This window comes from Spirosoma horti (assembly GCF_054776595.1).
This window is the reverse complement of record NZ_BAAHBQ010000007.1, coordinates 171,393-193,271: the sequence shown is the minus strand read 5'-3', so window position 1 is coordinate 193,271 and position 21,879 is coordinate 171,393. Positions and strand designations below refer to the sequence as shown.

Genomic DNA, 21,879 nt, shown 5'->3' with positions numbered 1-21,879 from the left:
AACAGGGGAGGGGCTAAGAGCCGGACGTTGGGGCTCTCCGATCCGTAAGTGGTGTCAGTTTCTTAAACTGACATGTTAGGTTTTGAGAAACCTAACGGATATGTTATTGGCCCAGACAGTACTTCCTCACAAACTCCTCGCTTTCAGCTGCGCTACGGCGTAGCTGGCGGCTCGGGCAGTGAGGGCCATGTAGGTTAGCGATGGGTTTACGTTCGAGGCCGACGCCATGGCCGAGCCATCCGTGACAAATACGTTTTTGCAGGTGTGTACCTGGTTGTACTTGTTGAGCACCGACGTTTTGGGGTCGCGTCCCATGCGGGCGGTGCCCATCTCGTGGATACCCAGTCCCATGTGTGCCGCCGGGTTATCGTAAGGAACCACGTTTTTGAAACCGGCGGCCTCCAGCATTTCGGCTCCGTCGTTCATGATGTCTTTCCGCATGGCCCGGTCGTTGGCACTGAAATCGGCGTCGAATACCACCTGCGGCAGGCCCCATTTGTCGGTTTTGTCGGGGCTGAGGTAGAACCGGTTGTTCGGGTCGGGTAGCACCTCGCCGAAGCCGGTCAGGCTCATTTTCCAGGGGCCGGGCTGCGTCATTCTCTTCTTGAAATCGGCCCCGAAACCCGGTTCTGCACCACCCCTCGACCAGTCGGCACGGGACGCTCCGCCCTGGTAGCCAAAGCCGCGCAGGTAGTCGCGTTTGTCCTTGCCCCAGTTCCGGAAACGGGGAATATACAGACTACCCGGACGCGCTCCGAAATAGTGATCATTCTCGAATCCTTCGATATCGGCTCTGGCCCCAACAGCCAGGTGATGGTCCATCAGGTTGCGGCCCAGCTGATCGCTGTCGTTGCCCAGTCCATTGGGGAAACGGGCTGATTTTGAGTTCATCAGAATCGACGTGGAGCCAATCGTTCCTGCATTGAGGAACAGCACTTTGGCATAAAACTCCCGCACCTCCATCGTGTTCTGGTCGATGACCCGCACACCTTTGGCTTTCTGAGCATGATCGTCCAGAATAATCTCTTTTACGATGGCATTGTGAATGATCGTCAGCCGGTTCGTGCTTCGGGCGGCTGGCAGCGTGGCCGCCAGGGAGCTGAAATACGCCCCGAACGGACAGCCCCGCGTACACCGGTTCCGAAACTGGCAACTCGCCCGACCCACCGCCGTATGCCAGGGCTGCGGTTTGGTGAGGTGCGCCACCCGTCCAATGGTAATGGGCCGATTTAACTTCTGCGCGACCGATTTTTTAAAATGCACTTCCGGGGCGGTCATCGCCATGGGCGGCAGAAAGGTGCTGTCAGGCAACACGGCTAAGCCCTCGGCTTGTCCGCTAACGCCCACAAATTTCTCGACGTAGGTGTACCAGGGCACCAGATCCTCGTAGCGAATGGGCCAGTCGATTCCGAGTCCCTCTTTGGCATTGGCCAGAAAATCTTCCCGACTCCAGCGGTAGGTATGTTTCCCCCAGATCAGCGATTTGCCGCCCGTATGGTACCCCCGAATCCAGTTGAACGGCCGTTTCTGGATATACGGATGCTCTTTGTCGTTGGTGAAATTGAACTGGCTGCCCTCTTTGGCCGAGAAGAACATGCTGGCATAGTGCTCTTCGGCCGCTACCGTCGTGATCTTGCCCCGGTGCTCGAACTCCCAGGGGTCCTGCATGGCGGTTTTATAATCCTCAACGTGTTTGATTTCGTAGCCGCGCTCCAGCACGAGTACGTTCAGCCCTTTTTCGGTTAGTTCTTTAGCGGCCCAGCCACCCGTCATACCGGAACCCACCACGATGGCGTCGTAGGTTTGGGCTTTTTGTGCGTTTATATTCAGATTCATACTGTGAATGATCGACCTGGTGATGATGTTAAACCTGGTTGCCGTACATAAAATCTTTCTGACCCGGCCTGATCTTGATAGCCTCGAATTTTCCCGGAATAGGCTGGTAATCGAATGAGGACTTGATGCCCGCTTCCGATGTAAAATAGCCCCAGACGGTCAGCTCTTTGATCAGTTGCCAGAACGATACCGAACCGGCTTTGGCGTTGGCCAGCGCATTGGCTTCGACCTGTTTGAGGAGCGATGTCTGTTGATCGGCCGAAGCGGTCAGGAAACGATTTCCCGCCAGATCGCCGAGGCCCGCCAGAAACGTATCCTGTACGGGTTTGGCATAGCAATCGCGCAGGATGATCTCAATAAAATCAGGAACGCCTGCATCGATAGCACCGGGCGTATCGGTTTTGGGAATAATGAGTTCGGCCACCCGCGCCATAATTTCGCGCTGCTCCTCATTCAGTATGGACGCGCTGTTTGCCCGGCTTTCCGGGGCCGTCTGGTTCCAGCGGTCGAAGGCCAGTAATGTCGGGGCTGATAGGGTTCCGCCCAGCATGAGGCTAACCCGTGATAATGCTTCCCGTCTGTTCATTCGTTGTATTAGCTAAGTACGTTTAGTAAAGGCGATTGAGGGCAATTAATACCGCGCTGGTGCCTCGATTTTATTGTTGATTGTATTGGTAAGGAAGTTTAGGAAGACTAAAGATAGAAAATAAGTATGACCAAAAGTTTATCAGATGCTACGCTATATTTAGCTGTTCAATTTTCCTTGACTTATGCCTCTTTTTGACCAGACACAAGTAGCCCTCTACACCCGAAAGTTTACGAAGCTTAAACAAGGTGGCACTAAATACGGCAAGGCTCCTCATAAACCTGTTTTCCTGCTCACGTTGCTTGAACTGGTTGAAAAGCGGCTCATCACCGAAAACCGGGTGACGATTACGCCCGAACTGGTAGCGATCTTTAAAGAGAACTTTTCGCTGCTGGTACAAACGGCTCATAAGGACGATTTCACACAGCCATTTTATTACCTCCAAAACGATGGCTTCTGGTTTCTGAAGACCAAAACCGGGGAGAAGCTCGATGCCTATATCCGAAGTGTTCAAACCCTCAGCGACCGGCTCGACTGTGGTTACTTTGCCGACGATCTGTTCAATCTTCTACTGAATGATTACGCTCGTCTGCACTTGAAAACCACCCTTCTTGACGTTTATTTCCCCGCAACCAAAGCCGAATTTCTTCGTATCAAAAACGCTGGACGTAGCTACCTGCACGATCTGGAAACCTACCTGTTGAACGAAAAAGAAGTGCCTTACGCATCCCTTGCAGCCACGGAGGATGAAGAGACACGTTTTGTACGGGGTGGTCTGTTCAAGAAACTGGTACCTAAAGTCTATGATTTTACCTGCGCGATTTCGGGAATGAAAGTCATTTCGGTTGATGGGGCCTCGCTGGTGGAGGCTTGTCATATCGTACCCATCAGCGTATCGGGCGATGACAAAGTTACCAACGGCATTGCCCTTTGCCCCAACCTGCACACTGCTTTTGATCGGGGTATGATTGGCGTTGATGACCAGTTACGCGTAGTCGTCTCGCCGTCTTTAGCCGATAACATGGCCAGCCCTTATAATTTAAAGCAGTTTCACGGCCAACCCTTACGATTGCCCTTCGGTGACGTACACAACCCAAAAATGGAGAGTTTCCGGTGGCACATGCGGGAACGATTTAAATGGTAATTTGCAGTTGCTCACTCATTAAACCACTATTTTTCAAAACTCATTCATGAAAAACATAACCATCACCCTCGATCTTAAATCCATTTGCGTTGGCGCCCTGAGCGTACTTGCCATTGTGTCGCTATCCAATTTTAACAAAGCCGATGAACACCGAAACGAAGCCTCCGATGAAGTGCGTCGCTACCAGGTGGTTATGGGCGAGAAGGGTAGTATCATCATTCTTGACACAAAAACGGGTAACTATTTGATTGATAATAGTATGACGCCTAAGCCGCGTTGGCTAAAAGGGGATTTTACGGCTACGCATAAGGATCCGTCGACCAAAACAGATTAGAAACGATAATCAAATTGCCCTCTCGTTGCCAATTCACCCACGGCAAACGTGTTGGTTCATACGGCTGGGTCGGGCGGATCGCGTTTAAACTACCTGGCCTATATAATCAGAAATAAAGTTTACTCTATTTCTCCGTTTTCTGTTGGTGACACTATAGTTTTCACTATGTTTGGCGCATATTCCTGTCTTATGTTCAGTCGTCAGTTTCTACCGCTTGCCCTGGCCTTTGGCCTCTCTGTGTTATTCACCAATGGGTTGTCGAGTTGCCAGTCCAAAGGATCTACGGCCACCGAAAACGCTGCTGATTCAGCAACTGATTCGTCTGGCAGCGCAACAGTCGCCGAAAAACCAACCGATAAGGCCGCTGAAAAAAGCGTGACCGAGACGCCAGCCAACATTCCCGCTGGTAAAATAGCCGATGCGGCTACGATTCTGGCGCGTCCGCAGGTTCCCATTTTGTGTTACCACCAGATCCGCGACTGGCGTGCGAGTGACTCCAAATCGGCGAAAGATTATATTATTCCCGTGGCCGCTTTCCGCGAACAGATGAAGATGCTGGCCGATAGCGGTTACCATACCGTGTTGCCCGATCAGCTTTATGCCTACCTGGCTACCGGCGCCCCGCTGCCGCCAAAACCAATCATGCTTACCTTCGATGACGGCGACCTCGATCAGTATACCGTGGCGGCTCCCGAACTTGAAAAACATGGGTTCAAAGGCGCTTTCTTTATCATGACCGTGGCCATTGGCCGACATGGAAAACAGCCATACATGGACAAAACGCAGATCAAAGATCTGTCGGATCGGGGACACGCCATTGGCGCCCATACCTGGGATCACCACAACGTGAAAAAATACCAGGGCGAGGACTGGAAAATTCAGATCGAGGAACCGAAAGCGAAACTGGAAGCCATTGTTGGCAAACCCATTAAGTATTTCGCCTATCCGTTTGGTCTGTGGAATAAACAGGCACTGCCTGAGCTACAGAAACGGGGCTATGCAGCCGCGTTTACGCTGGCCGATAAGCGTGATGATAGCATGCCGCTCTATACTGTTCGGCGGATCATTGCCGGTGGTCAGTGGAAAGCCACAACCATGTATCGGAACATGATTCAGAGCTTTGATTAAAGTCATTAACGTGTTTTATACCTGACAAAAGCGGCTTCGGTCGCTTTTTGTCGTTTACCGTATCAGGAGATTTACTCGAGAGCTGCTTTTACGTCAACAGATCAACGTCAACGCGTTCGTATACCTGATGACCAGCAAAGCCCTACTTACGGTAGCATTTCTTTTTTTTGGACCTTGTTTCGTCCAGGCGCAGTCGAATCCACCTCGCCTGATCGTTCGGGGAGACGATATGGGTTATTCGCACGCGGGTAACGAAGCCATTCTGACATGTTATAAAGACGGTATCGAGAAATCGATCGAAGTGCTGGTCCCTTCGCCCTGGTTTCCGGAAGCGGTTACCATGCTCGAACAAATCCCGACGGCCGACGTGGGTATCCATTTGACTCTCACCAGCGAATGGGATAATGTCAAATGGCGACCCTTGTCCGACTGCCCCAGTCTGCGGGATGCCGATGGCTACTTTTACCCTATGGTTCGTCCCAACAAAAACTATCCCAAACGCTCGGTCGTGGAAAATGACTGGAAACTGGCCGATATTGAAAAGGAGTTCCGGGCACAAATTGAGTTGGCCATGCGAAAAATTCCCCGGATAAGCCATCTGTCGGGGCATATGGGCTGCACGAGTCTGAATGATGAAGTAAACGCACTGGTCAGGAAATTAGCGCAGGAGTATCATATTCCTCAATATGACGTGAAGCTTGGCGAGGCTGGCGTGATTCATGCGGGCTACGTTGGCGCGCACACGACATCGGACGAAAAGCTACAAAGCTTTATGAAGATGCTCGAAAGCCTTGAAGCCGGGAAGACCTATATTTTTGTCGATCATCCCGGACTGAATACCCCCGAAGTACAGGCGATTCATCACATTGGCTATGAGAACGTTGCCGCTGATCGGCAGGGCGTAACGGATACCTGGACGAACCCCCGCGTTAAAGAACTGATCAAGACAAAAGGGATTCAACTGATTGGGTATAATGACCTGGGAAAGTAATTGTCTAGTGCTGTCAGTTTTGAGAAACCGACAGCACAACAATATAGGGTCTGCAAACTCGCATCAAAATCGCCCGGCCCATTCGATACCCGCGACAATATGCGGCATGGCGTATGTATCGCTGAAGGTTTCGTTGGTGTGACCAAAACCGGTATAGAACACGCGGCCTTTGCCCACTACGTTCGTCCACGAAATGGGGTGATCGCCACCCATGGCTTTTGGCCAGACGGCTTTATAGGTAGCTTCGTTCAGGGTTAGCAATACCTGAATACTGTCTTTGCCCCGCACGCTCTGTTTGAAATTATACCATTCATCGACGCGTCGGAATTTGGCAGGTAAATGTTTGGTCGTGGGATGGGTTTGGGTATCGGTAATAATTTCCGCTTCGGGCAGGTGTTCGGGATACAACGGGTGATCCCGAAAATGCGTGCCGAGCATGTGGTCGTACCAGTCCCAACCGTATTCAGTGTCGGAAGCGGCATGGATACCCACGTAGCCACCGCCGTTCTCGATGAATTTCTCAAACGCTTTTTCCTGTTCCAGTGTCAGAATATCCCCCGTAGTCGACAAAAAGATCACTGTTTTAAAACGACGGAGGTAATCGTCGTTGAAGAAAGCGCCGTTTTCGGTTGTACGAACGTCCCAGCCTTTTTCTTTGCCCACTTTGTTGAGGGCGTCGATACCTGGTTCAATGGATTCGTGTCGGAAGCCGTTGGTTTTTGAAAAAATGAGCACCCCTTTCTCGCCAACCGGACCCGGATCCGCCGGTCGAACGGTATCAAAAACGGGTTTCTGCCACGGCAGCTGGCGGGTCACGTACATCCCGAACACAACGAATCCGCTCACCAGCAGAGCCAAAAACAAGACCAGACCCAGCAGAATTTTCAGGAGTTTACGGAGCATCGCTTAAGGAATGACTAAGATAGAATTAAGCTAATTCAGTACGAACGCGTTCGAGCAGGGTTTTTGTTGCCCGAATACCTTCGGTGGTTGGTAAATAGCCACCCGTTGGGTTATACAGGCTCATAATGCCACCTTCGTATTCAACGCCCACGTATCCTTTGAAACCCGCGTCTTTGATGATCTTGAACATCTTCCGAAAGTCCGTTTCGGTCTCATTGCCGCTAGCGTCGAACTTATGCGTTTTGGCACTGATTCCTTTGGCATAAGGCATCATCTTTTTAACGCCCTCGTATCGGTCGTATTCCTTAATGCATTTGGTGCCCATAATGCCCTTGATATCGTTGGTTTCGGGTTTGCTGCGCTGCCGACAGAAGTTCCCGAAATCGGGCAGGAGGCCAGCGTTGGGCATGTTGACCTGTTTAAGAACGCCAACCAGCCAGTCGATATCGGTGGAATTGCCGAAGTGGTTTTCCACGATGACGTTCATGTTCGATTTGGCGGCATATTCGAGCAATTTATGATATCCATCCGCAGCCGATTTGGCGGCTTCATCGGCCGGGTCATCGGCTACGCCCGTCAGCGCTTTGGACGTATCTCCCAGGTTAACCCGAATGGAAGAGCAACCCAGAAACTTGGCGGCATCGACCCAGGCATGGTGCGCTTCCACCGCTTGCTGCCGTTTTTTTGCATCCAGATCGGCGATGTTCGCGCCATCGACCATGATCATGTTGTTCTTCATGCCGAGGTCATCGCAACGTTGCTTGAGCTCTTTCAGATAGGTCTGGTCGGTATGTTTATCATTGAAAAACATGGAAACGTATTCCAAGACGTTGATCCCGAAATCGTTTTTGGCTCGGGCCGGGAATTCCATGTTGGTCATCTTTCCCGACATCAGTTCGCCCGCGAAGGAGAACTCTGCCAGCGAGATGTCGAAGGTAAATTTAGTCGGGGCCATTTCGGCAAATAGGTCAGGTGAAAACGTGGAGGCAAGCCCCAGGCCAGCGGCTGTCAGGCCAAGTTGATTCAGGAAAGCGCGACGGGATTGTGTCATGGTTGAACGGGTTTACCTCACCCCCAGCCCCTCTCCCGAAAAACAGGAGATAGGTGAAACCGGAGTTATAGTATTCACCCCTTTTTCTTTTCTCTGGAAGAGGGGGCAAGGGGTAGGTGAGTTTAGTTAAAAAACTGGACAGTGATGGGTACAAACAGGGGTAATTTCCCCGCTTTTTCATTTTTGAACACAAAGTAGATGTCGTGTTGACCGGCTGTCGATGTAATCGACGCTTTGGCCATACTGGGTTTAAACATGGCGGCCGGGTCTTTGCTTTCGTTCACCGAAATGTCGTCTGTCTGGCCTAGTAGTTGCCCCGTTGGCGAATCAATCCGCACTTCGATGCGCCCACCAACCGCGTTCAACTGCGCTTTAGGAACGGCTACGGCAAACTCCATGGCTCGCACGCCCGTCAGATCGAGCTGATCGAACTTTACATAGGTATCCGAAGCCATGACAATCACAAGTGGGTGCGGCTGAGTACCCATTTTAAACAACGTCACACCCTTCGATTGGCTGTTTGAGGTGCCCAGGGCCACCAGCGGATTGCGCAGGACTAACACCTGTTCGGCCATTTGTGCTGGTAAACCACTGGCGCCTTTGTCGGTATAGGACGCCTGTAACACTAAATCCCCTTTCTCGTTTTCTTTGGGCTTGTAGGTACCCTTCGTCGGTAGCGACGGGCTAGCTACTTTCTTATCTGATAGCGTCAGAATATACTTGACAATTTCGTTTGCATCGGGCATAGCCAGTTGCGGGTGCGCCGTCATGATGGCGTCGCCCCAGGAACCACCTCCGCCCTTGATAATCTTGTTCGACAGGCTGGCTACGGCATTTGCATCGCTTTTGTAGCGTTTCGCCACTTCGGTGAAGGCTGGCCCAACCGATTTTTTATCCATAAAATGGCAGGCCTTGCAGTCGCTTTTCTCCATGAGCACTTGTCCGGTACCCAGATAAGTCGCTTCGGAGAATTTATGGCCTGCCTGGCTCTCACTCTTCGCGTTAGCTTCGTCCTGATAGCTCGCCCGCACCATCACCTGCTTAGGTAGAATGCGACCATTGGCGAGGCTACCATCTTCTTTATCCGTTACATTGACCTGATAGGCAATGGCTTGGCCGGGGAAATAAAAGCTCTTGTTGCCTTTTGCGACGTCAAGTGTTACCTGGGGCGGCTGGTTGCCCGCCATGATATCGATCTCGCGGGAATCTTTCAGGCCTTTCGCATCGGTCACAGTCAGAATGGCTTTGTACTGCCCCGGTTTCTGAAACGTAAACGTCGGGTTAGGCTCGTTCAGAATAACTGGCTGGTCACCAGCTTTTGGCCCGCCCGCCCGACGAACGATTTTCCACTGATAGGTTAAGGCATCTCCGTCGAAATCTTTTGTACCGGCCGACGATAAATTCACCTTCAGCGGTACCGCGCCCGCTTTTTGGCTGGCTGCAACCTGAATAGTAGGTTTACGATTCCCCGCGTTGAATTCAATACGTACTAAACGAGAGTCGTCGTTTTTAAGGAACCAGCCCGTACCATATTCCAGTACATACAAGTCGCCGTTTGGGCCAAATGCCATATCAATCGGGTGGCTGAACGGCATGTTAGGCAGGAAGCGTTCCATGTTGGTCATGTCGCCTTTACCATCGAAGCTGACGGCCAGAATCATGTCGCGCATCCACTCATACATGAATACTTTACCGTTGTAGTAATCAGGGAACGGCCGTTTCGCGTTTTTGAAATCGTCTTTATAAAACGTTGGACCCGCCATGGCGCTGCGGCCCCCGCTCCCCATCAGCGGAAATTTTTTGGTCTCCGCTGCCGGATACGAAATCAGAGCCGGTTGAGCGGGCGGGAGATCATGTAAACCTGTATTGTTGGGCGAGTCGTTGACTGGGTGAGCCGGGTCGAACTTGGCTCCCGATTTAGTGGTGGCAAAATCAAGGTCGTTATACGCTTTGTTGTCGCCCACAAAATATGGCCAGCCGAAATTTCCCGGCTTTCTGGCCTGATTGTATTCATCTTCGGCTGTTGGTCCAACCCCAACCGAATCGCTGCCTGCATCGGGTCCCACATCACCCCAATACACATAGCCCGTTCGTTTATCGACCGAAATACGGTATGGATTGCGGTGGCCCATCGTGTAAATCTCCGGGCGGGTATTCGGGGTACCTTTGGGAAACAAGTTACCGTCGGGAATGGTGTAGGAACCGTCCGCTTCGGGGTGGATGCGGAGGATTTTTCCACGCAGATCGTTGGTATTTGCCGATGATTTCTGGGCGTCCCAGGGGCCACGGCCGGGGCGCTCGTCGATGGGGGCGTAGAGTGTTGCACGGGGGCTGGTGTTATCGCCGGTAGAAAGGTACAGATTCCCATCTCGGTCCCAGTCAATTGAGCCACCCGTGTGGCAGCATTGTTCGCGCTGGGTGGCTACTTCCAGCAACACTTTTTTAGACGAAAGAACCAGTTCATCGCCCCGCAGCTCATAGCGGGTTAAACTATTCTTCGACTCGGTGCCAGCCGGTGAGTAATAGAGATAAACCCAATGGTTTTTCTCGAAATTGGGGTCAATATTGACGCCTAATAGCCCATCTTCGGCTTCGGTTTCATTCCCTTCTTTATCTTTATATTTTGTGCTGACCGGAATCGTCGCAATTGTTTTGAGCTGTTTGGTCACCGGCGAATACAGGCGAACATCCCCATGTCGTTCAACGAGTAACACCCGCTCATCGGGCAAAATGGCCATTTCGAGCGGTTCGTTTAACTTTTCGGCGAGTACTACCTTTGTGAAGCGATTCTCGTCGGGTAAGTTGCCCGGATCGACTACTGGTTTGGCTGAGTAAGCCCACAGGCCTATAGCCCCCAGGCATAAGGCCGTTAGCGTACGATAGGCTTTCGGGGTATAGAAGCTAGGTTGCATATTTGATGTGTAAAATCAACACAATAATAGTATTATTTTTCATTGTGTTGATTTTACACACTATAAATAAGTTAAAATTTCCTGTATGGAGTACCAAAAAGAAGTGTTGCGGTTCCTGGACGAGCTAAAGGACTATTTGCCGCATGTGTCCCTCGACTGTACCATATTCGGGTTTCACGATGGGCAACTGAAGGTGTTGTTGTTGCGCTGGAAAGGAACCGAAGACTGGTGCCTGCCGGGTGGGCGGGTGCTTCACGGAGAGAACCTGGATGACGCAGCTCACCGGAGCTTACAGGAACGGACTGGTCTGAGTGAAATTTTTCTGCAACAGTTTCACACCTTTGGGAATGTGGAGCGTTACAAAAATTACACATTCCAGGAAACATTGACAAAGCTGGGTCTGCCCGTCGAAATAGGAAAAGAAATCATTACCCGTGATGTATCGGTGGGGTATTACGCGCTGGTCGAGTTTGCCGAAGTGACGCCCTCACCTGATTTTTTTACGGAGGAATGCCGCTGGTGGGATATCGATCAGATTCCCCCTTTGCTTTTCGATCACGACGATATGGTTGCGCTCGCTCTGAAAACCCTGCGTCGTCAACTGAGCTATCAGCCTATTGGTTACAATCTGTTGCCGGATAAATTCACCATGCCCGATTTACAACAACTTTATGAAACGATTCTAGGCCAATCGCTTGACCGGCGAAATTTTCAGAAACGGATGCTCGGGTACGACATTCTGGAACGGCTGGAAGAGCGCAAAACGGGTGGTGCCCACAAGGCCCCGTACCTATACCGGTTCGATAAAGTGAAATACGAGAAAGCCCTACAGGACGAAATTTTGTTTGTGGGCTAAATGAGTAGTGTAACGGAGTTAGTAATAGCAGAACGTGGCTTCTGCGGCTTCTTCCGATTCGTAGTAACTGATTCGGGTACTGACTTTTCTGGCCAACAGTCTTTAATTAAAAAAACCTTAATTCGGTTGTAGAGTTAATTAATGGCATTAGGTAGGTAGGTTGTCACCCTGATTGATGTATTAGTTAACCTGTTCGTTATCAGTAAATTAATCTTGTTCTCAGTGGCCTGGATAGTGTCATTTACCTTTTAATCTGGCACGTAAAAAAGCCGTAGCATTACCGTAGTATGAATACTCGCATTCGTTTGGCCCTTGATAGGACACCTAATACTAATCATACAGGATTTTATGTTGCCCTTGCCAAAGGGTTCTATAGCCAGGTTGGGCTCGATGTAACGCTCATATCGCCTGATCAGGATGATTACCGGACCATGCCCGCCCGCCGGGTTTCGACAGGGGAGGCCGAGCTGGCCATCACGCCGTCTGAGAGCGTAGTTAGCTACCAGACAAATGGGGTTCCTCTGATAGCTGTAGCGGCTGTTCTTGCACGGGACATCAGCGCCATTGTCACCCTTAAAGAAAGTGGCATCAGCCGTCCGAGGGAGCTAGATGGTAAAGTGTATGGCTCCTACGGAGCTCGTTATGAGGATGATATGATCCGTCAGCTCATCCAGAATGACGATGGACGCGGGCAGTTTATCTCCCATAAACTAGGGTGGGATGGTATTTGGCGGGCTCTGTTGACCCGCGAAGTCGATGCGGCCTGGTGCTGGTTGACCTGGGAAGGTGTGCAGGCCGATATTCAGGGCGTTGACCTGAACCAGTTTTTGTTTGACGAATACGAGATTCCGTATGGCTATAACCCTGTGCTGACAGCCCACAGCCAGTGGACAGAACAAAATGGGGATGCGTTACGCCGGTTCCTGGAGGAGACGGCGGCTGGCTACCGGTTCGCCATAAAAAACCCGGATGAATCGGTTCGGCTGTTGATGAAAACGGCCAATCACCCGACATTGACAAAACGAAATTTTCTGGAACAAAGCCAGCAACTGGTTTCGGGTTACTACCTGGATGGCGAAGGACATTGGGGCTTTATGCACCGCAATGTGTGGGTGTCTTTTGTAAACTGGATGGTGCGAAACCACCTGCTCAGCGATCGGGATGGCGAGTTGATTCAGCGCATGGATGTCGATACCTTGTTCACGAACAAATTTCTGGATGGCGTTCCCGCCATGATGCGTTAATAAATAAGCAGACGAACGCCGACGTATTTATAACTTATCCGCCAATGGTAGACATCGATTCGGTGACGGTATCCCGCTGCTGTTCCGCTTCAAAGCCATTGGCCGGGCGGTGAGAAAAGGCTTTCAGGAAGGCGGCCGTTAGCTCATCGTCCGAAGCTCCTCCTCGGAGTAAGGCCCGAACATCCAGCACACCGTTGTCATACAGGCAGGTTTTCAGGGTGCCCTGTGCCGTCATACGAATTCGGTTGCAGGTGCCACAAAACGTCCGACTAAAAGCCGCAATGACACCAATGGTACCCTGGTGTCCCGGCACCTGATAATTGGCCGAGGTAGAAAACGGCGGGTCTGGTAACTTTTGTAAATCGGGGAAGTAGGTGCGTATCTCTTCTACGATCCGGCGATGGGTCCAGTTAAGAACCGGATAGTGGCTGCCTTCCCCATTGAAGGGCATTTCTTCAATGAACCGGACATCTACGGGCATTGTGCGGGTCATATCCGTCAGCGGAACCAGATCCTGCGTGTTCTGCCCGTCCATCACCACCGCATTAATCTTCGTATGAATACCGGCTGCCAGCAGCGCATCGAGGGTTTTCAGAACGGCGGGTAGCTCATCACGGCGGGTAATCTGATGGAATCGCTCCCGGTTGAGTGTATCCAGACTTAAATTCACGGATTTGACACCCAAAGCAGCCAAGGCGCTGACATGCGGAGCGGTTAAAACGCCGTTCGTGGTCAGCGATATGTCATTCAGCCCATCAATTTCGGCCAGTCGATGCAGGAAATCCATTAGACCAGCCCGTACAAACGGTTCGCCCCCCGTAATCCGTACTTTCTGAACGCCTAACTGAGCCAGTACCCGAACTAGCCGCTCCATTTCTTCGTAGGTCAGCACCTGGTGCTTCGGTAGATACTTAATGCCTTCTTCGGGCATGCAGTAGAAGCACCGTAGGTTGCAGCGGTCCGTTACGGCCAGCCGGACGTACGTAATGGGGCGGTTGTGGTTATCGTAAATCATGCGGTAGACTACCTAACACAAATCTACAGCTTTTGATTGCAGAGCGCAATCCCAAATCTGCCCGTGTCCATTGCCCGGAAAGGAACATGCCACCATCTAACTATGCACTCGAGATGAAAAAGTTTATATGTAGGTCTGCGCTGGCATGCTATTTGGTAAGTAAACGGTGGAAATGCCCTCACCCCACTGTTCTACTAATCAATGCGATACGTATATCTTTTTTGTTTATTGGTACAAGGTTCGATCAGCTTGGCGCAGGACTGGACGTTTTATGGCTTTTTTCCAGCCATCTCCCAATCAGGTAATCTGAGTAAAAAGCTCCAGTACAACGTATACCTGTCGTCGACAATAGATGCTTTTCACCAGACCGTTGAAACAAAGGAGTTTCCGGCCACTGCCCTTCAATATTATCTGCAACCGAGTCTGCTCTACAAATTCCGGCCGAACATACAGTTGGGCGTCGGGTATGCCTATGTAAAGCACAACCTGTTTGGGTTGCATGTCAACGAAAACAGGCTTTGGGCGCAGGTGGCTGTTACGCACGATGTAGCCAGTCTGGGTCGGTTGAAAGTATCGCATCGGCTGCGGTACGAAGAACGGTATCCGCTCAATATGAAGACGAACCAATGGTCCTACGCCACCTTATTTCGGTATCAACTGGGCGTTAATCTGTCTTTGTACGATCCTAAACAGCAGTCGAAGGGGTTTTATGCATCGGCTTCCAACGAAGCTTTCCTTTGTCTGTCAGGCGCAAAAAATAGCCCGATCAGTTCCAAAAATGCCTTTTATGGGGAGAACTGGTTGTATGGTGGGATTGGCTACAACACAGGCCGATATGGTAAACTGGAACTAGGCTACATGTATCAGTACTTAATTCGTAATCCGCAGCAGGATCATCGTTATCTGCACTTGTTACAGGCCACCTGGATCACTAATTTTGACTTATCAGAAGTCGGCGTCTGGTTTTTTACCCCTCAAAATTGAGTAAAATTACGAGAAACCGGATAGACATACCTTTTGTTGGAAAATTTGTATTATTTTTGAGAAAACTTTAACTGACTCTAGTTTTGAAGAAGGCGGTTTCCATTGGTCTCTTTGGCCTGTTCCTCTACCACACGCTGGCCTATGTGCTGGTGTTCGTTGGTACGTGGTGGCAGGCAGAGCATGACTTATCGGAACAGCTTATGGTATACCGCTCGGTCGATAGTATGGTGGAGTTCCAGATTCCGCTGAAAGACAAACCCGATGCCAACGCCCTCACCCGCACGACCTCCGACGGGTTTAGCTACCACGGTCAGTATTATAGCGTTGTCAGCCTCGAAATTCAGGGCGATGTACTGCACATCACTGGCTTACAGGCGGAGAGTCATTCGTTCTGGCAGAGCGATTTATTGTCGTTCATGAACGACCATGTTTCCGGTGCGTCCGATTCGCACAAAAAAGCCAGTAAGCTGCTCAAGTTTCTCTTAAAAGAATACTCGCCCAATTCGCGCGATATTTTTAGTTTTTGCTCTCCCGTCTGGCGTGAAGCGACCCGCATCCCAGGCTTTCTGTTTGTGATGGCGGCCCGCGCCCTCCCCGTTCATTCGCCCCCTCCCGAAGTATGAGGTGAATTCCTGATCGTGTTTCTGGTTGTTCCAAGTAGCTTTTGCTGGCTGTCTGGCTGCGCTTTATGGCGTAAGCAGGCTGTAGATGATGCGCATCGATGCCCGCCGTGGTACCAGCCAATCGTCTATACTACCCACCGCTACTTAACTGGCTCCATACACGGTTGTAGGGCTGTTTCCTGCTATCAATGAGCTAATGGCTGTTGCCCGCTTGTGTTTTGCACTGGCTGGACGCTATGCGTTGGCTCCTGTCGACAGGCATTCTACCCCGATTCATTTTCTCTTACTCAGACTTTATTCTTTATGAAATCGATTTATACAATCGTATTGGCGTTCGCCTGTACCGTTATTTTTTGTGCGTCTGCATTGGCGCAGGGTTGTGTGGCTGTCCGCCACATGAGTTGTGCTGCTCCGGCGGGCTCAGCCGATTATTTCAAACAACGGACTGGCCACTGGCAGGTGTCGGCAGGCTACCGATTCTTCCGGTCCTACAAGCATTTTGTTGGCGATGAAGAACAGAAACAGCGCGTTCAGCAAGGCACCAACGTCATCAACATATCGCACGCTATCGATCTGGGCCTCACGTACATGGTCAACCAGCGGTTGTCGTTCTCGGTCAATTTGCCTATTCAATACAATGACCGTTCGTCGCTGTATGAGCATTATGGCAATGCCATCGCCCAGAATCCTCAGCAGAAACGGTTCGATACGAAATCGCAGGGGATTGGCGATCTTCGCCTTTCGGGTAGCTATTGGCTGGTGAATCCGGTGAAGTTACCCAAAGCTAACCTGGCGGTGGGTTTGGGGGTAAAGCTTCCAACGGGCAATTATGGCGCAACCGATGATTTCCACAAACTGACCAAGGAAGGCACGGATTATACGATCAATAAGCCCGTCGATCAGTCGATTCAGCTCGGTGATGGTGGTGTGGGTGTGAGCGTGGAGCTTCAGGGCTATGTATCGCTCACCAAAACGCTGACCGCCTACGCAAACGGCTTTTACCTGTTCAACCCGCGCGAAACGAACAGCACAGTGCGCAATCCGGAAGCCACCACGATTGACCTCGTAACAGGTAATTTCTCCGTAGCCGATCAGTTTGCCGCTCGTCTTGGCTTAAGCCAATCCATCAAAGCGATTCCGGGCCTGGCCATTATGTTGGGTGGCCGGGTAGAAGGGGTACCTGCCATCGATGCCTTCGGGGGTAGCAACGGGTTCCGTCGCCCTGGCTATATCGTATCGGTGGAGCCGGGCCTGGCCTACATGCGTCATAAAACGTCGATCGCAGCCACAGTGCCGGTCGCCGTTTACCGCAACCGTATCACGAGTTATGCCGATCGGCTCGATCCCCTGGGTCTGAAACATGGCGATGCGGCCTTTGCCGATTACCTGGTTTCGATTAATGTATCCCGTTGGTTTTAAGTGAATGACGTTGAAGGCAGAACGAAGAGAAATGGCAACGGCCATTTTCTCTTCGCTGCGCAATCTGACCATGAAAAATAAAGCGATAAAGCTACTTTGGATGTTCAGCCTGGCTATAAGCTTTGCTGGCAACCTGTCGGCTCGGTCGTTTAATCAACGAGCCTCTCAAGGGCAACCAACAGACTCGTTGCCCAGCCGAACGCTGAAGCAGGTTACGGTGAAAGGTTTCCGCCCAACGGTGGTCGAGTCGTTACCCATTGTACACGGTACATACCTAATGAGTGGAAAGCGAAATGAAGTAATTCGCCTGACCGATATCGATGCCAACGTAGCCGAGAAAACGCCCCGTCAGCTATTTGCGCGGATTCCGGGGGTGTTCGTATACGATATGGATGGCACCGGAAATCAGATCAATATCGCTACTCGGGGGCTCGATCCGCACCGCTCCTGGGAGAATAATATCCGCCAGAATGACGTCATTACCAATTCCGATATGTACGGCTATCCCGCCAGCCACTATTCGCCCCCGATGGAAAGTATTAACCGGATCGAGTTGGTTCGCGGCACGGCCTCGCTGCAATACGGGGCTCAATTTGGCGGTATGCTTAACTACGTAACAAAGAGCGCCGATACAACACGTGCGTTTGGTTTTGAAACGGTAAACTCGGTTGGTTCCTATGGGCTGCTGAGCACCTACAATGCCCTCGGCGGTCGGGTAGGGAAGTGGACTTATTATGTCTATTATTACCGGCGCCATTCGAACGGGTACCGGGAAAATAGCCGCTCCGACGCCAATGCGCAATTGGGCCGCGTTCAGTACCAGGCAACCCAACGGCTGGGCTTTACGGCCGAGTTGGGTCGGTCAACGTACAACTACCAGATTCCGGGGCCATTAACGGACGCCATGTTTGCCCAGAACCCGCGCCAGTCGACCCGAAGCCGGAATTACTTCAACCCGGACATTTATATTCCGTCGCTGAAAACAGACTGGCAACTGTCCGACCGGACCCGAATTCTCTGGACGCTATCGGCTGTTCTGGGCGCTCGTAACAGTGTTCAGCTGGATGCGTTCGCTACCGTTCCCGATACCATCAGCCGGATAACGGGCCAATACAAACCCCGGCAGGTCGACATCGACAACTTTAATAGCTACACCTCCGAGTGGCGGCTACTGCATCAGTACAAGCTGGGCAACGTTGGTTCCGCCTTGGCGGTGGGTGTGCAATTAATGGATAATGACCTGCACCGTCGGCAGCTCGGCCTGGGCACGACCGATACGGATTTTGATCTATCGTTGACCAGCCCCTTTAAGCGCGACCTGCATTACCGAACCCAAAATGTAGCGGCTTTCGCCGAAAACCAGTTTCACCTGACGAACCGGCTGACCGTTTCGCCGGGGATGCGGCTCGAAAGGGGGAAGACGCAGATGCGCGGTACGATTACCTACTACGCACCGGAAAATCTACCGACCGACATTAGCCATCATTTCCTGCTGTTGGGCGTCAATGGTGAGTACCGGGTCAATGAGTCCGTTAAAGTGTATGGCGGCTGGTCACAGGCCTATCGGCCGGTCGTTTTCAAGGATATCATTCCGACATCCGTCTATGAACGAATCGACAAGAACCTGAAAGATGCCTACGGATACAATGCCGAACTTGGGATTGATGGGCGCTGGCAGGGATTGCATCTGAATGTTACCGTGTTTGACCTGCTCTACCGGAATCGGCTGGGTACGGTCCTGCTCACCAACGCGGACGGCACCAACTACATTTTCCGCACGAACATTGGCGATAGCCGGAGCACAGGCGTAGAAGCCCTCGTGGAGACCCAACTGGTTCGAACGGATCGAATCCTGATCAGCGGCTTTACCTCAACGGCCTATAACAAGGCGCGTTACCTCAACGGGCGGGTTTCGACGGGCGCGGAGAACCGGTCGGTAACGGGAAATCAGGTGGAATCGGCTCCGGAATGGACCAGCCGTAATGGACTGACCGCCCGCTGTGGAACCACTAGTCTGACACTGCAATACAGTTATGTCAGCCAGACGTTTTCCGATGCGCTGAACACGCCCGTTGCGTCTGCCAATGGTGCTGTTGGTCCGGTGCCCGCCTACAGTCTCTGGGATTTGAACGGCACCTGGCATAGCAAAGGTGGCTTAACGATTCGCGGAAGTATCAATAACCTGCTGAACCGGCAATACTTTACCAAACGCCCGACATTTTATCCGGGGCCGGGTGTCTGGCCATCGGATGGCCGCAGTGCCGTATTAACGGTTGGCCTGACTATTTAACATCCATCGTACTATAACGTAAAACAGACAAATGAAAACACATCTCAACTATCTGCTCCTGGCCCTTCTGCTGACCCCATTCGTGGTCCGGGCTCAGATGCCGCAGGATGCCATTTACATGAATAAAAACCAGGTCTGCGTGGCGGGTATGTATACCCACAGTTCCTGGAATCAATACTGGGAAAACAGCCTCAAACGCGAGAACCTGAATATCGGCACGCAAACGACCCAGAGCTTTATGCTGATGCCCGTTATCGGGATCAGCAAACGGGTTAACGTTATTCTGAGCCTGCCGTATGTCTGGACGAGCACCAGCGCGGGCAACCTTATGGGCCAGCATGGCGTGCAGGACTTGTCGGCCTGGCTGAAAGTGAAAGCGGTTCAGGCCGGTGGATTTTCGCTCAACGCAGTTGTTGGTGGCTCGATTCCGCTGGGTAATTACGTGCCGAGTTTTCTGCCCATGTCGATTGGGTTGCAGTGCCGCACGTTTACGGGGCGGTTGCTGGCCAACTACCGGGAGCCAAGAACGGGTCTTTATCTGACGGCCCACGGCAGTTATGGCTGGCGGAGCAATACCCGAATCGATCAGGACGCTTATCAGGCCGATGACCGGGTATACAACACCAACGAAGTGCACGTCCCCAATACGTACGATGCGGCCGTTCGGCTGGGGGTGCTGCGGAAGGGTTGGCAAACGGAGTTCTGGGCTGAGCGGGTATCGTGCCTTAACGGCGACAATATTCGCCGGAACGATATGCCATTCCCGAGTAATAACATGCAGTCGACATCCGTAGGCTGGTACGCCAAAGTGCAGCCGCATAACATTGGCGTCAATGCCCGCGTCGGGTATGTCGTAGACGGGTTGAACGTGGGTCAGAGCACCAGCTACATGGTGGGACTGTTGTATCAAATCAATTTTAAGAAATAAGTAAGCTACCGTAGCGTCATGAAAAAATATAGTCATTTATTATTACTCAGTTGCGCATTGGTTGGTTTGTCGGCCGCCGTTATCTCCTGCGACAAGAGCATTTCCGAACCGTTACGCGTCGGCTACACCCCGGCCAGCGTAGATGAAAAAGCCGGTACCTGGAAAACCTACGTACTCACGGCGCCCACCGACGTGACTGTAGCGACGCCTGCATCGGTAACCTCGACCGCGTATCTGGCTGAAGTAGCCGATCTTAAGTCGAAGTCAGCCAGCCTGACGCAGGAGCAACAGGAGGCTGTCGCCTATTGGGGCACCGGAGCCGCTTATCGCTGGAACGAAATTGCCCGTGAACTGGCTGCCCGCTATAACGTGCCGCCCGCGTCGACGGCCGATGGGAAATACCCGGTGCCCGATGCCGCCAATCCACTGGCCGACCCTCGGTTTCCGTTTGCCAACCCGCCGTATACCGCCCGTGTTTTTGCCTACCTGAGCGTGGCACAGTACGATGCGCTGGTGGCCGCCTGGAATTATAAGTACATGTTTAAGCGGGCAGCGCCGTCGAAAGTAGATGCCACCATTCGGGTTGCCTTGCCTACTTCATCTTTGCCCGCCTACCCATCGGAAGATGCCGTTGTTGCGGCTGCGTCCTACACGGTGCTGAAGGCTATGTTTCCCGGTGAAGTGCCGTTTCTAGACGCGAAACTGGCCGAACACCGCAACAGTCGTTTATGGGCGGGCATGAATGTCATGAGCGACCTGAATGCCGGTAGTGATCTGGGAAATCAGGTAGCGGCCAAAGTGATGGCCCGGGCTAAAACCGACGGTATGAGTGCCGCGAACAACCAAACCCTCACGGCGGGTATGGCGGCCGATGCCAAGGCGCGGGGCTTGAGTGAAGTATGGGTGAGCCAGGAAATCCCCGCTCGTCCGCCGATGCTGCCCAATTATGGCGCTGTACAGAACTGGAATTTCGATGCCGCAACGAAAGTTAAACTTCGTCCCGGCCCGCCACCGGCCATTGGTAGTCCGGAGTTTAATGCGGCACTGGACGAACTCAAAACAATTAACAAAGGCCAGACCCGCGAACAGGCTCGCATTGCCAATTACTGGGCCGATGGCGCAGGCAGTTATACGCCCCCCGGCCACTGGATGCGGACGGCCGCCAATGCCGCTAATGATGCTAAATATAGCGAAGTACGCATGGCTCGGACACTGGCGCTGGTCAGTACAGCGCTGATGGATGCGGGTGTTTGCTGCTGGGATACAAAGTCGTTTTACTATTATCCACGGCCCCAGCAGTTTGGTATGAAAACATCCGTAGGGCTACCTAATTTCCCGTCTTATACATCAGGACACTCAACTTTTTCGGCAGCAGCCGCTGTCGTGCTGGCCAGCATTTTCCCCGATCAGGCCGATGATTTCTGGACCAAAGCGCAGGAAGCATCTGACTCGCGGGTGTATGGCTTGATCCACTATCGGTTCGACTGTTCAGCGGGGCTCGCCTGTGGCAAAAACATTGGTTCTTATGCCGTAGTACGCGGCAAGGCTGATGGCTCGGGCTTATAATCGAATTTTTACGCTTTTATCATAGGTTAGGTTGATAGTCCCCAGTCATTTTATGGCTGGGGTACTTTT

18 protein-coding genes are annotated in these 21,879 nt (G+C 51.9%); 12 read left to right on the top strand and 6 right to left on the bottom strand.

Annotated features, from left to right (window positions below; translation table 11 throughout):
* Nucleotides 1–126: 126 nt before the first annotated feature.
* Both ACYVAM_RS22410 and ACYVAM_RS22405 read right to left on the bottom strand, forming a co-directional pair.
* Nucleotides 127–1,836, bottom strand: coding sequence for a GMC oxidoreductase (locus ACYVAM_RS22410; protein WP_461071211.1), 1,710 nt, complete (start codon nucleotides 1,834–1,836; stop codon nucleotides 127–129).
* A gap of 28 nt (nucleotides 1,837–1,864) precedes the next feature.
* Nucleotides 1,865–2,422 (bottom strand): gluconate 2-dehydrogenase subunit 3 family protein, encoded by a 558-nt coding sequence (locus ACYVAM_RS22405; RefSeq protein WP_461071209.1) that lies wholly within the window; start codon nucleotides 2,420–2,422, stop codon nucleotides 1,865–1,867.
* Nucleotides 2,423–2,606: 184 nt separating this feature from the next.
* Between ACYVAM_RS22405 and ACYVAM_RS22400 the strand changes: the two genes are divergently transcribed.
* The 4 genes from ACYVAM_RS22400 (at nucleotide 2,607) to ACYVAM_RS22385 (ending at nucleotide 6,019) form a co-directional block, all read left to right on the top strand.
* Nucleotides 2,607–3,566 carry an HNH endonuclease gene (locus ACYVAM_RS22400; protein WP_461071207.1) on the top strand — a complete coding sequence of 320 codons (960 nt, stop codon included), beginning with the start codon at nucleotides 2,607–2,609 and terminating at the stop codon, nucleotides 3,564–3,566.
* 46 nt (nucleotides 3,567–3,612) lie between these two features.
* The gene (locus tag ACYVAM_RS22395; RefSeq protein WP_461071205.1) at nucleotides 3,613–3,900 is read left to right on the top strand and encodes a hypothetical protein; all 288 of its coding nucleotides are present in this window, start codon (nucleotides 3,613–3,615) and stop codon (nucleotides 3,898–3,900) included.
* 189 nt (nucleotides 3,901–4,089) lie between these two features.
* Nucleotides 4,090–5,028 carry a polysaccharide deacetylase family protein gene (locus ACYVAM_RS22390; RefSeq protein WP_461071203.1) on the top strand — a complete coding sequence of 313 codons (939 nt, stop codon included), beginning with the start codon at nucleotides 4,090–4,092 and terminating at the stop codon, nucleotides 5,026–5,028.
* A gap of 127 nt (nucleotides 5,029–5,155) precedes the next feature.
* On the top strand, nucleotides 5,156–6,019 hold the full coding sequence (locus ACYVAM_RS22385; RefSeq protein ID WP_461071201.1) for a polysaccharide deacetylase family protein: 864 nt from the start codon (nucleotides 5,156–5,158) through the stop codon (nucleotides 6,017–6,019).
* A 63-nt stretch (nucleotides 6,020–6,082) separates the two neighbouring features.
* On the opposite strand, the gene ACYVAM_RS22380 is transcribed toward ACYVAM_RS22385, so the two are convergent.
* From ACYVAM_RS22380 to ACYVAM_RS22370, 3 genes are all read right to left on the bottom strand, one after another.
* Complete coding sequence (locus tag ACYVAM_RS22380; RefSeq protein ID WP_461071200.1) at nucleotides 6,083–6,922, bottom strand: ThuA domain-containing protein; 840 nt, start codon at nucleotides 6,920–6,922, stop codon at nucleotides 6,083–6,085.
* A 25-nt stretch (nucleotides 6,923–6,947) separates the two neighbouring features.
* The gene (locus ACYVAM_RS22375) at nucleotides 6,948–7,973 is read right to left on the bottom strand and encodes a sugar phosphate isomerase/epimerase family protein (protein WP_461071198.1); all 1,026 of its coding nucleotides are present in this window, start codon (nucleotides 7,971–7,973) and stop codon (nucleotides 6,948–6,950) included.
* A 122-nt stretch (nucleotides 7,974–8,095) separates the two neighbouring features.
* Nucleotides 8,096–10,885 (bottom strand): PQQ-dependent sugar dehydrogenase, encoded by a 2,790-nt coding sequence (locus ACYVAM_RS22370; RefSeq protein ID WP_461071196.1) that lies wholly within the window; start codon nucleotides 10,883–10,885, stop codon nucleotides 8,096–8,098.
* Nucleotides 10,886–10,970: 85 nt separating this feature from the next.
* Between ACYVAM_RS22370 and ACYVAM_RS22365 the strand changes: the two genes are divergently transcribed.
* Together ACYVAM_RS22365 and ACYVAM_RS22360 are read left to right on the top strand one after the other, a co-directional pair.
* Nucleotides 10,971–11,741, top strand: coding sequence for an NUDIX hydrolase (locus ACYVAM_RS22365; RefSeq protein ID WP_461071194.1), 771 nt, complete (start codon nucleotides 10,971–10,973; stop codon nucleotides 11,739–11,741).
* 287 nt (nucleotides 11,742–12,028) lie between these two features.
* Nucleotides 12,029–12,985, top strand: a complete 957-nt coding sequence (locus tag ACYVAM_RS22360; RefSeq protein ID WP_461071192.1) for an ABC transporter substrate-binding protein — start codon at nucleotides 12,029–12,031, stop codon at nucleotides 12,983–12,985.
* A 34-nt stretch (nucleotides 12,986–13,019) separates the two neighbouring features.
* On the opposite strand, the gene moaA is transcribed toward ACYVAM_RS22360, so the two are convergent.
* Nucleotides 13,020–14,000 (bottom strand): GTP 3',8-cyclase MoaA, encoded by a 981-nt coding sequence (gene moaA / locus ACYVAM_RS22355; RefSeq protein ID WP_461071190.1) that lies wholly within the window; start codon nucleotides 13,998–14,000, stop codon nucleotides 13,020–13,022.
* Nucleotides 14,001–14,201: 201 nt separating this feature from the next.
* Here moaA and ACYVAM_RS22350 point away from each other — a divergent pair, with 201 nt between their 5' ends.
* The 6 genes from ACYVAM_RS22350 to ACYVAM_RS22325 all read left to right on the top strand — a co-directional run bounded on the left by ACYVAM_RS22350 (nucleotide 14,202) and on the right by ACYVAM_RS22325 (nucleotide 21,810).
* Nucleotides 14,202–14,984 (top strand): DUF2490 domain-containing protein, encoded by a 783-nt coding sequence (locus ACYVAM_RS22350; RefSeq protein WP_461071188.1) that lies wholly within the window; start codon nucleotides 14,202–14,204, stop codon nucleotides 14,982–14,984.
* Between the two features lie 83 nt (nucleotides 14,985–15,067).
* Nucleotides 15,068–15,607 carry a hypothetical protein gene (locus ACYVAM_RS22345; RefSeq protein ID WP_461071186.1) on the top strand — a complete coding sequence of 180 codons (540 nt, stop codon included), beginning with the start codon at nucleotides 15,068–15,070 and terminating at the stop codon, nucleotides 15,605–15,607.
* A 303-nt stretch (nucleotides 15,608–15,910) separates the two neighbouring features.
* Nucleotides 15,911–17,026 carry a hypothetical protein gene (locus ACYVAM_RS22340; protein ID WP_461071184.1) on the top strand — a complete coding sequence of 372 codons (1,116 nt, stop codon included), beginning with the start codon at nucleotides 15,911–15,913 and terminating at the stop codon, nucleotides 17,024–17,026.
* A 31-nt stretch (nucleotides 17,027–17,057) separates the two neighbouring features.
* Nucleotides 17,058–19,316, top strand: a complete 2,259-nt coding sequence (locus tag ACYVAM_RS22335; protein WP_461071182.1) for a TonB-dependent receptor family protein — start codon at nucleotides 17,058–17,060, stop codon at nucleotides 19,314–19,316.
* 31 nt (nucleotides 19,317–19,347) lie between these two features.
* Nucleotides 19,348–20,244 carry a hypothetical protein gene (locus ACYVAM_RS22330; protein WP_461071180.1) on the top strand — a complete coding sequence of 299 codons (897 nt, stop codon included), beginning with the start codon at nucleotides 19,348–19,350 and terminating at the stop codon, nucleotides 20,242–20,244.
* Nucleotides 20,245–20,262: 18 nt separating this feature from the next.
* On the top strand, nucleotides 20,263–21,810 hold the full coding sequence (locus ACYVAM_RS22325) for a vanadium-dependent haloperoxidase (RefSeq protein ID WP_461071178.1): 1,548 nt from the start codon (nucleotides 20,263–20,265) through the stop codon (nucleotides 21,808–21,810).
* Nucleotides 21,811–21,879 lie beyond the last annotated feature (69 nt).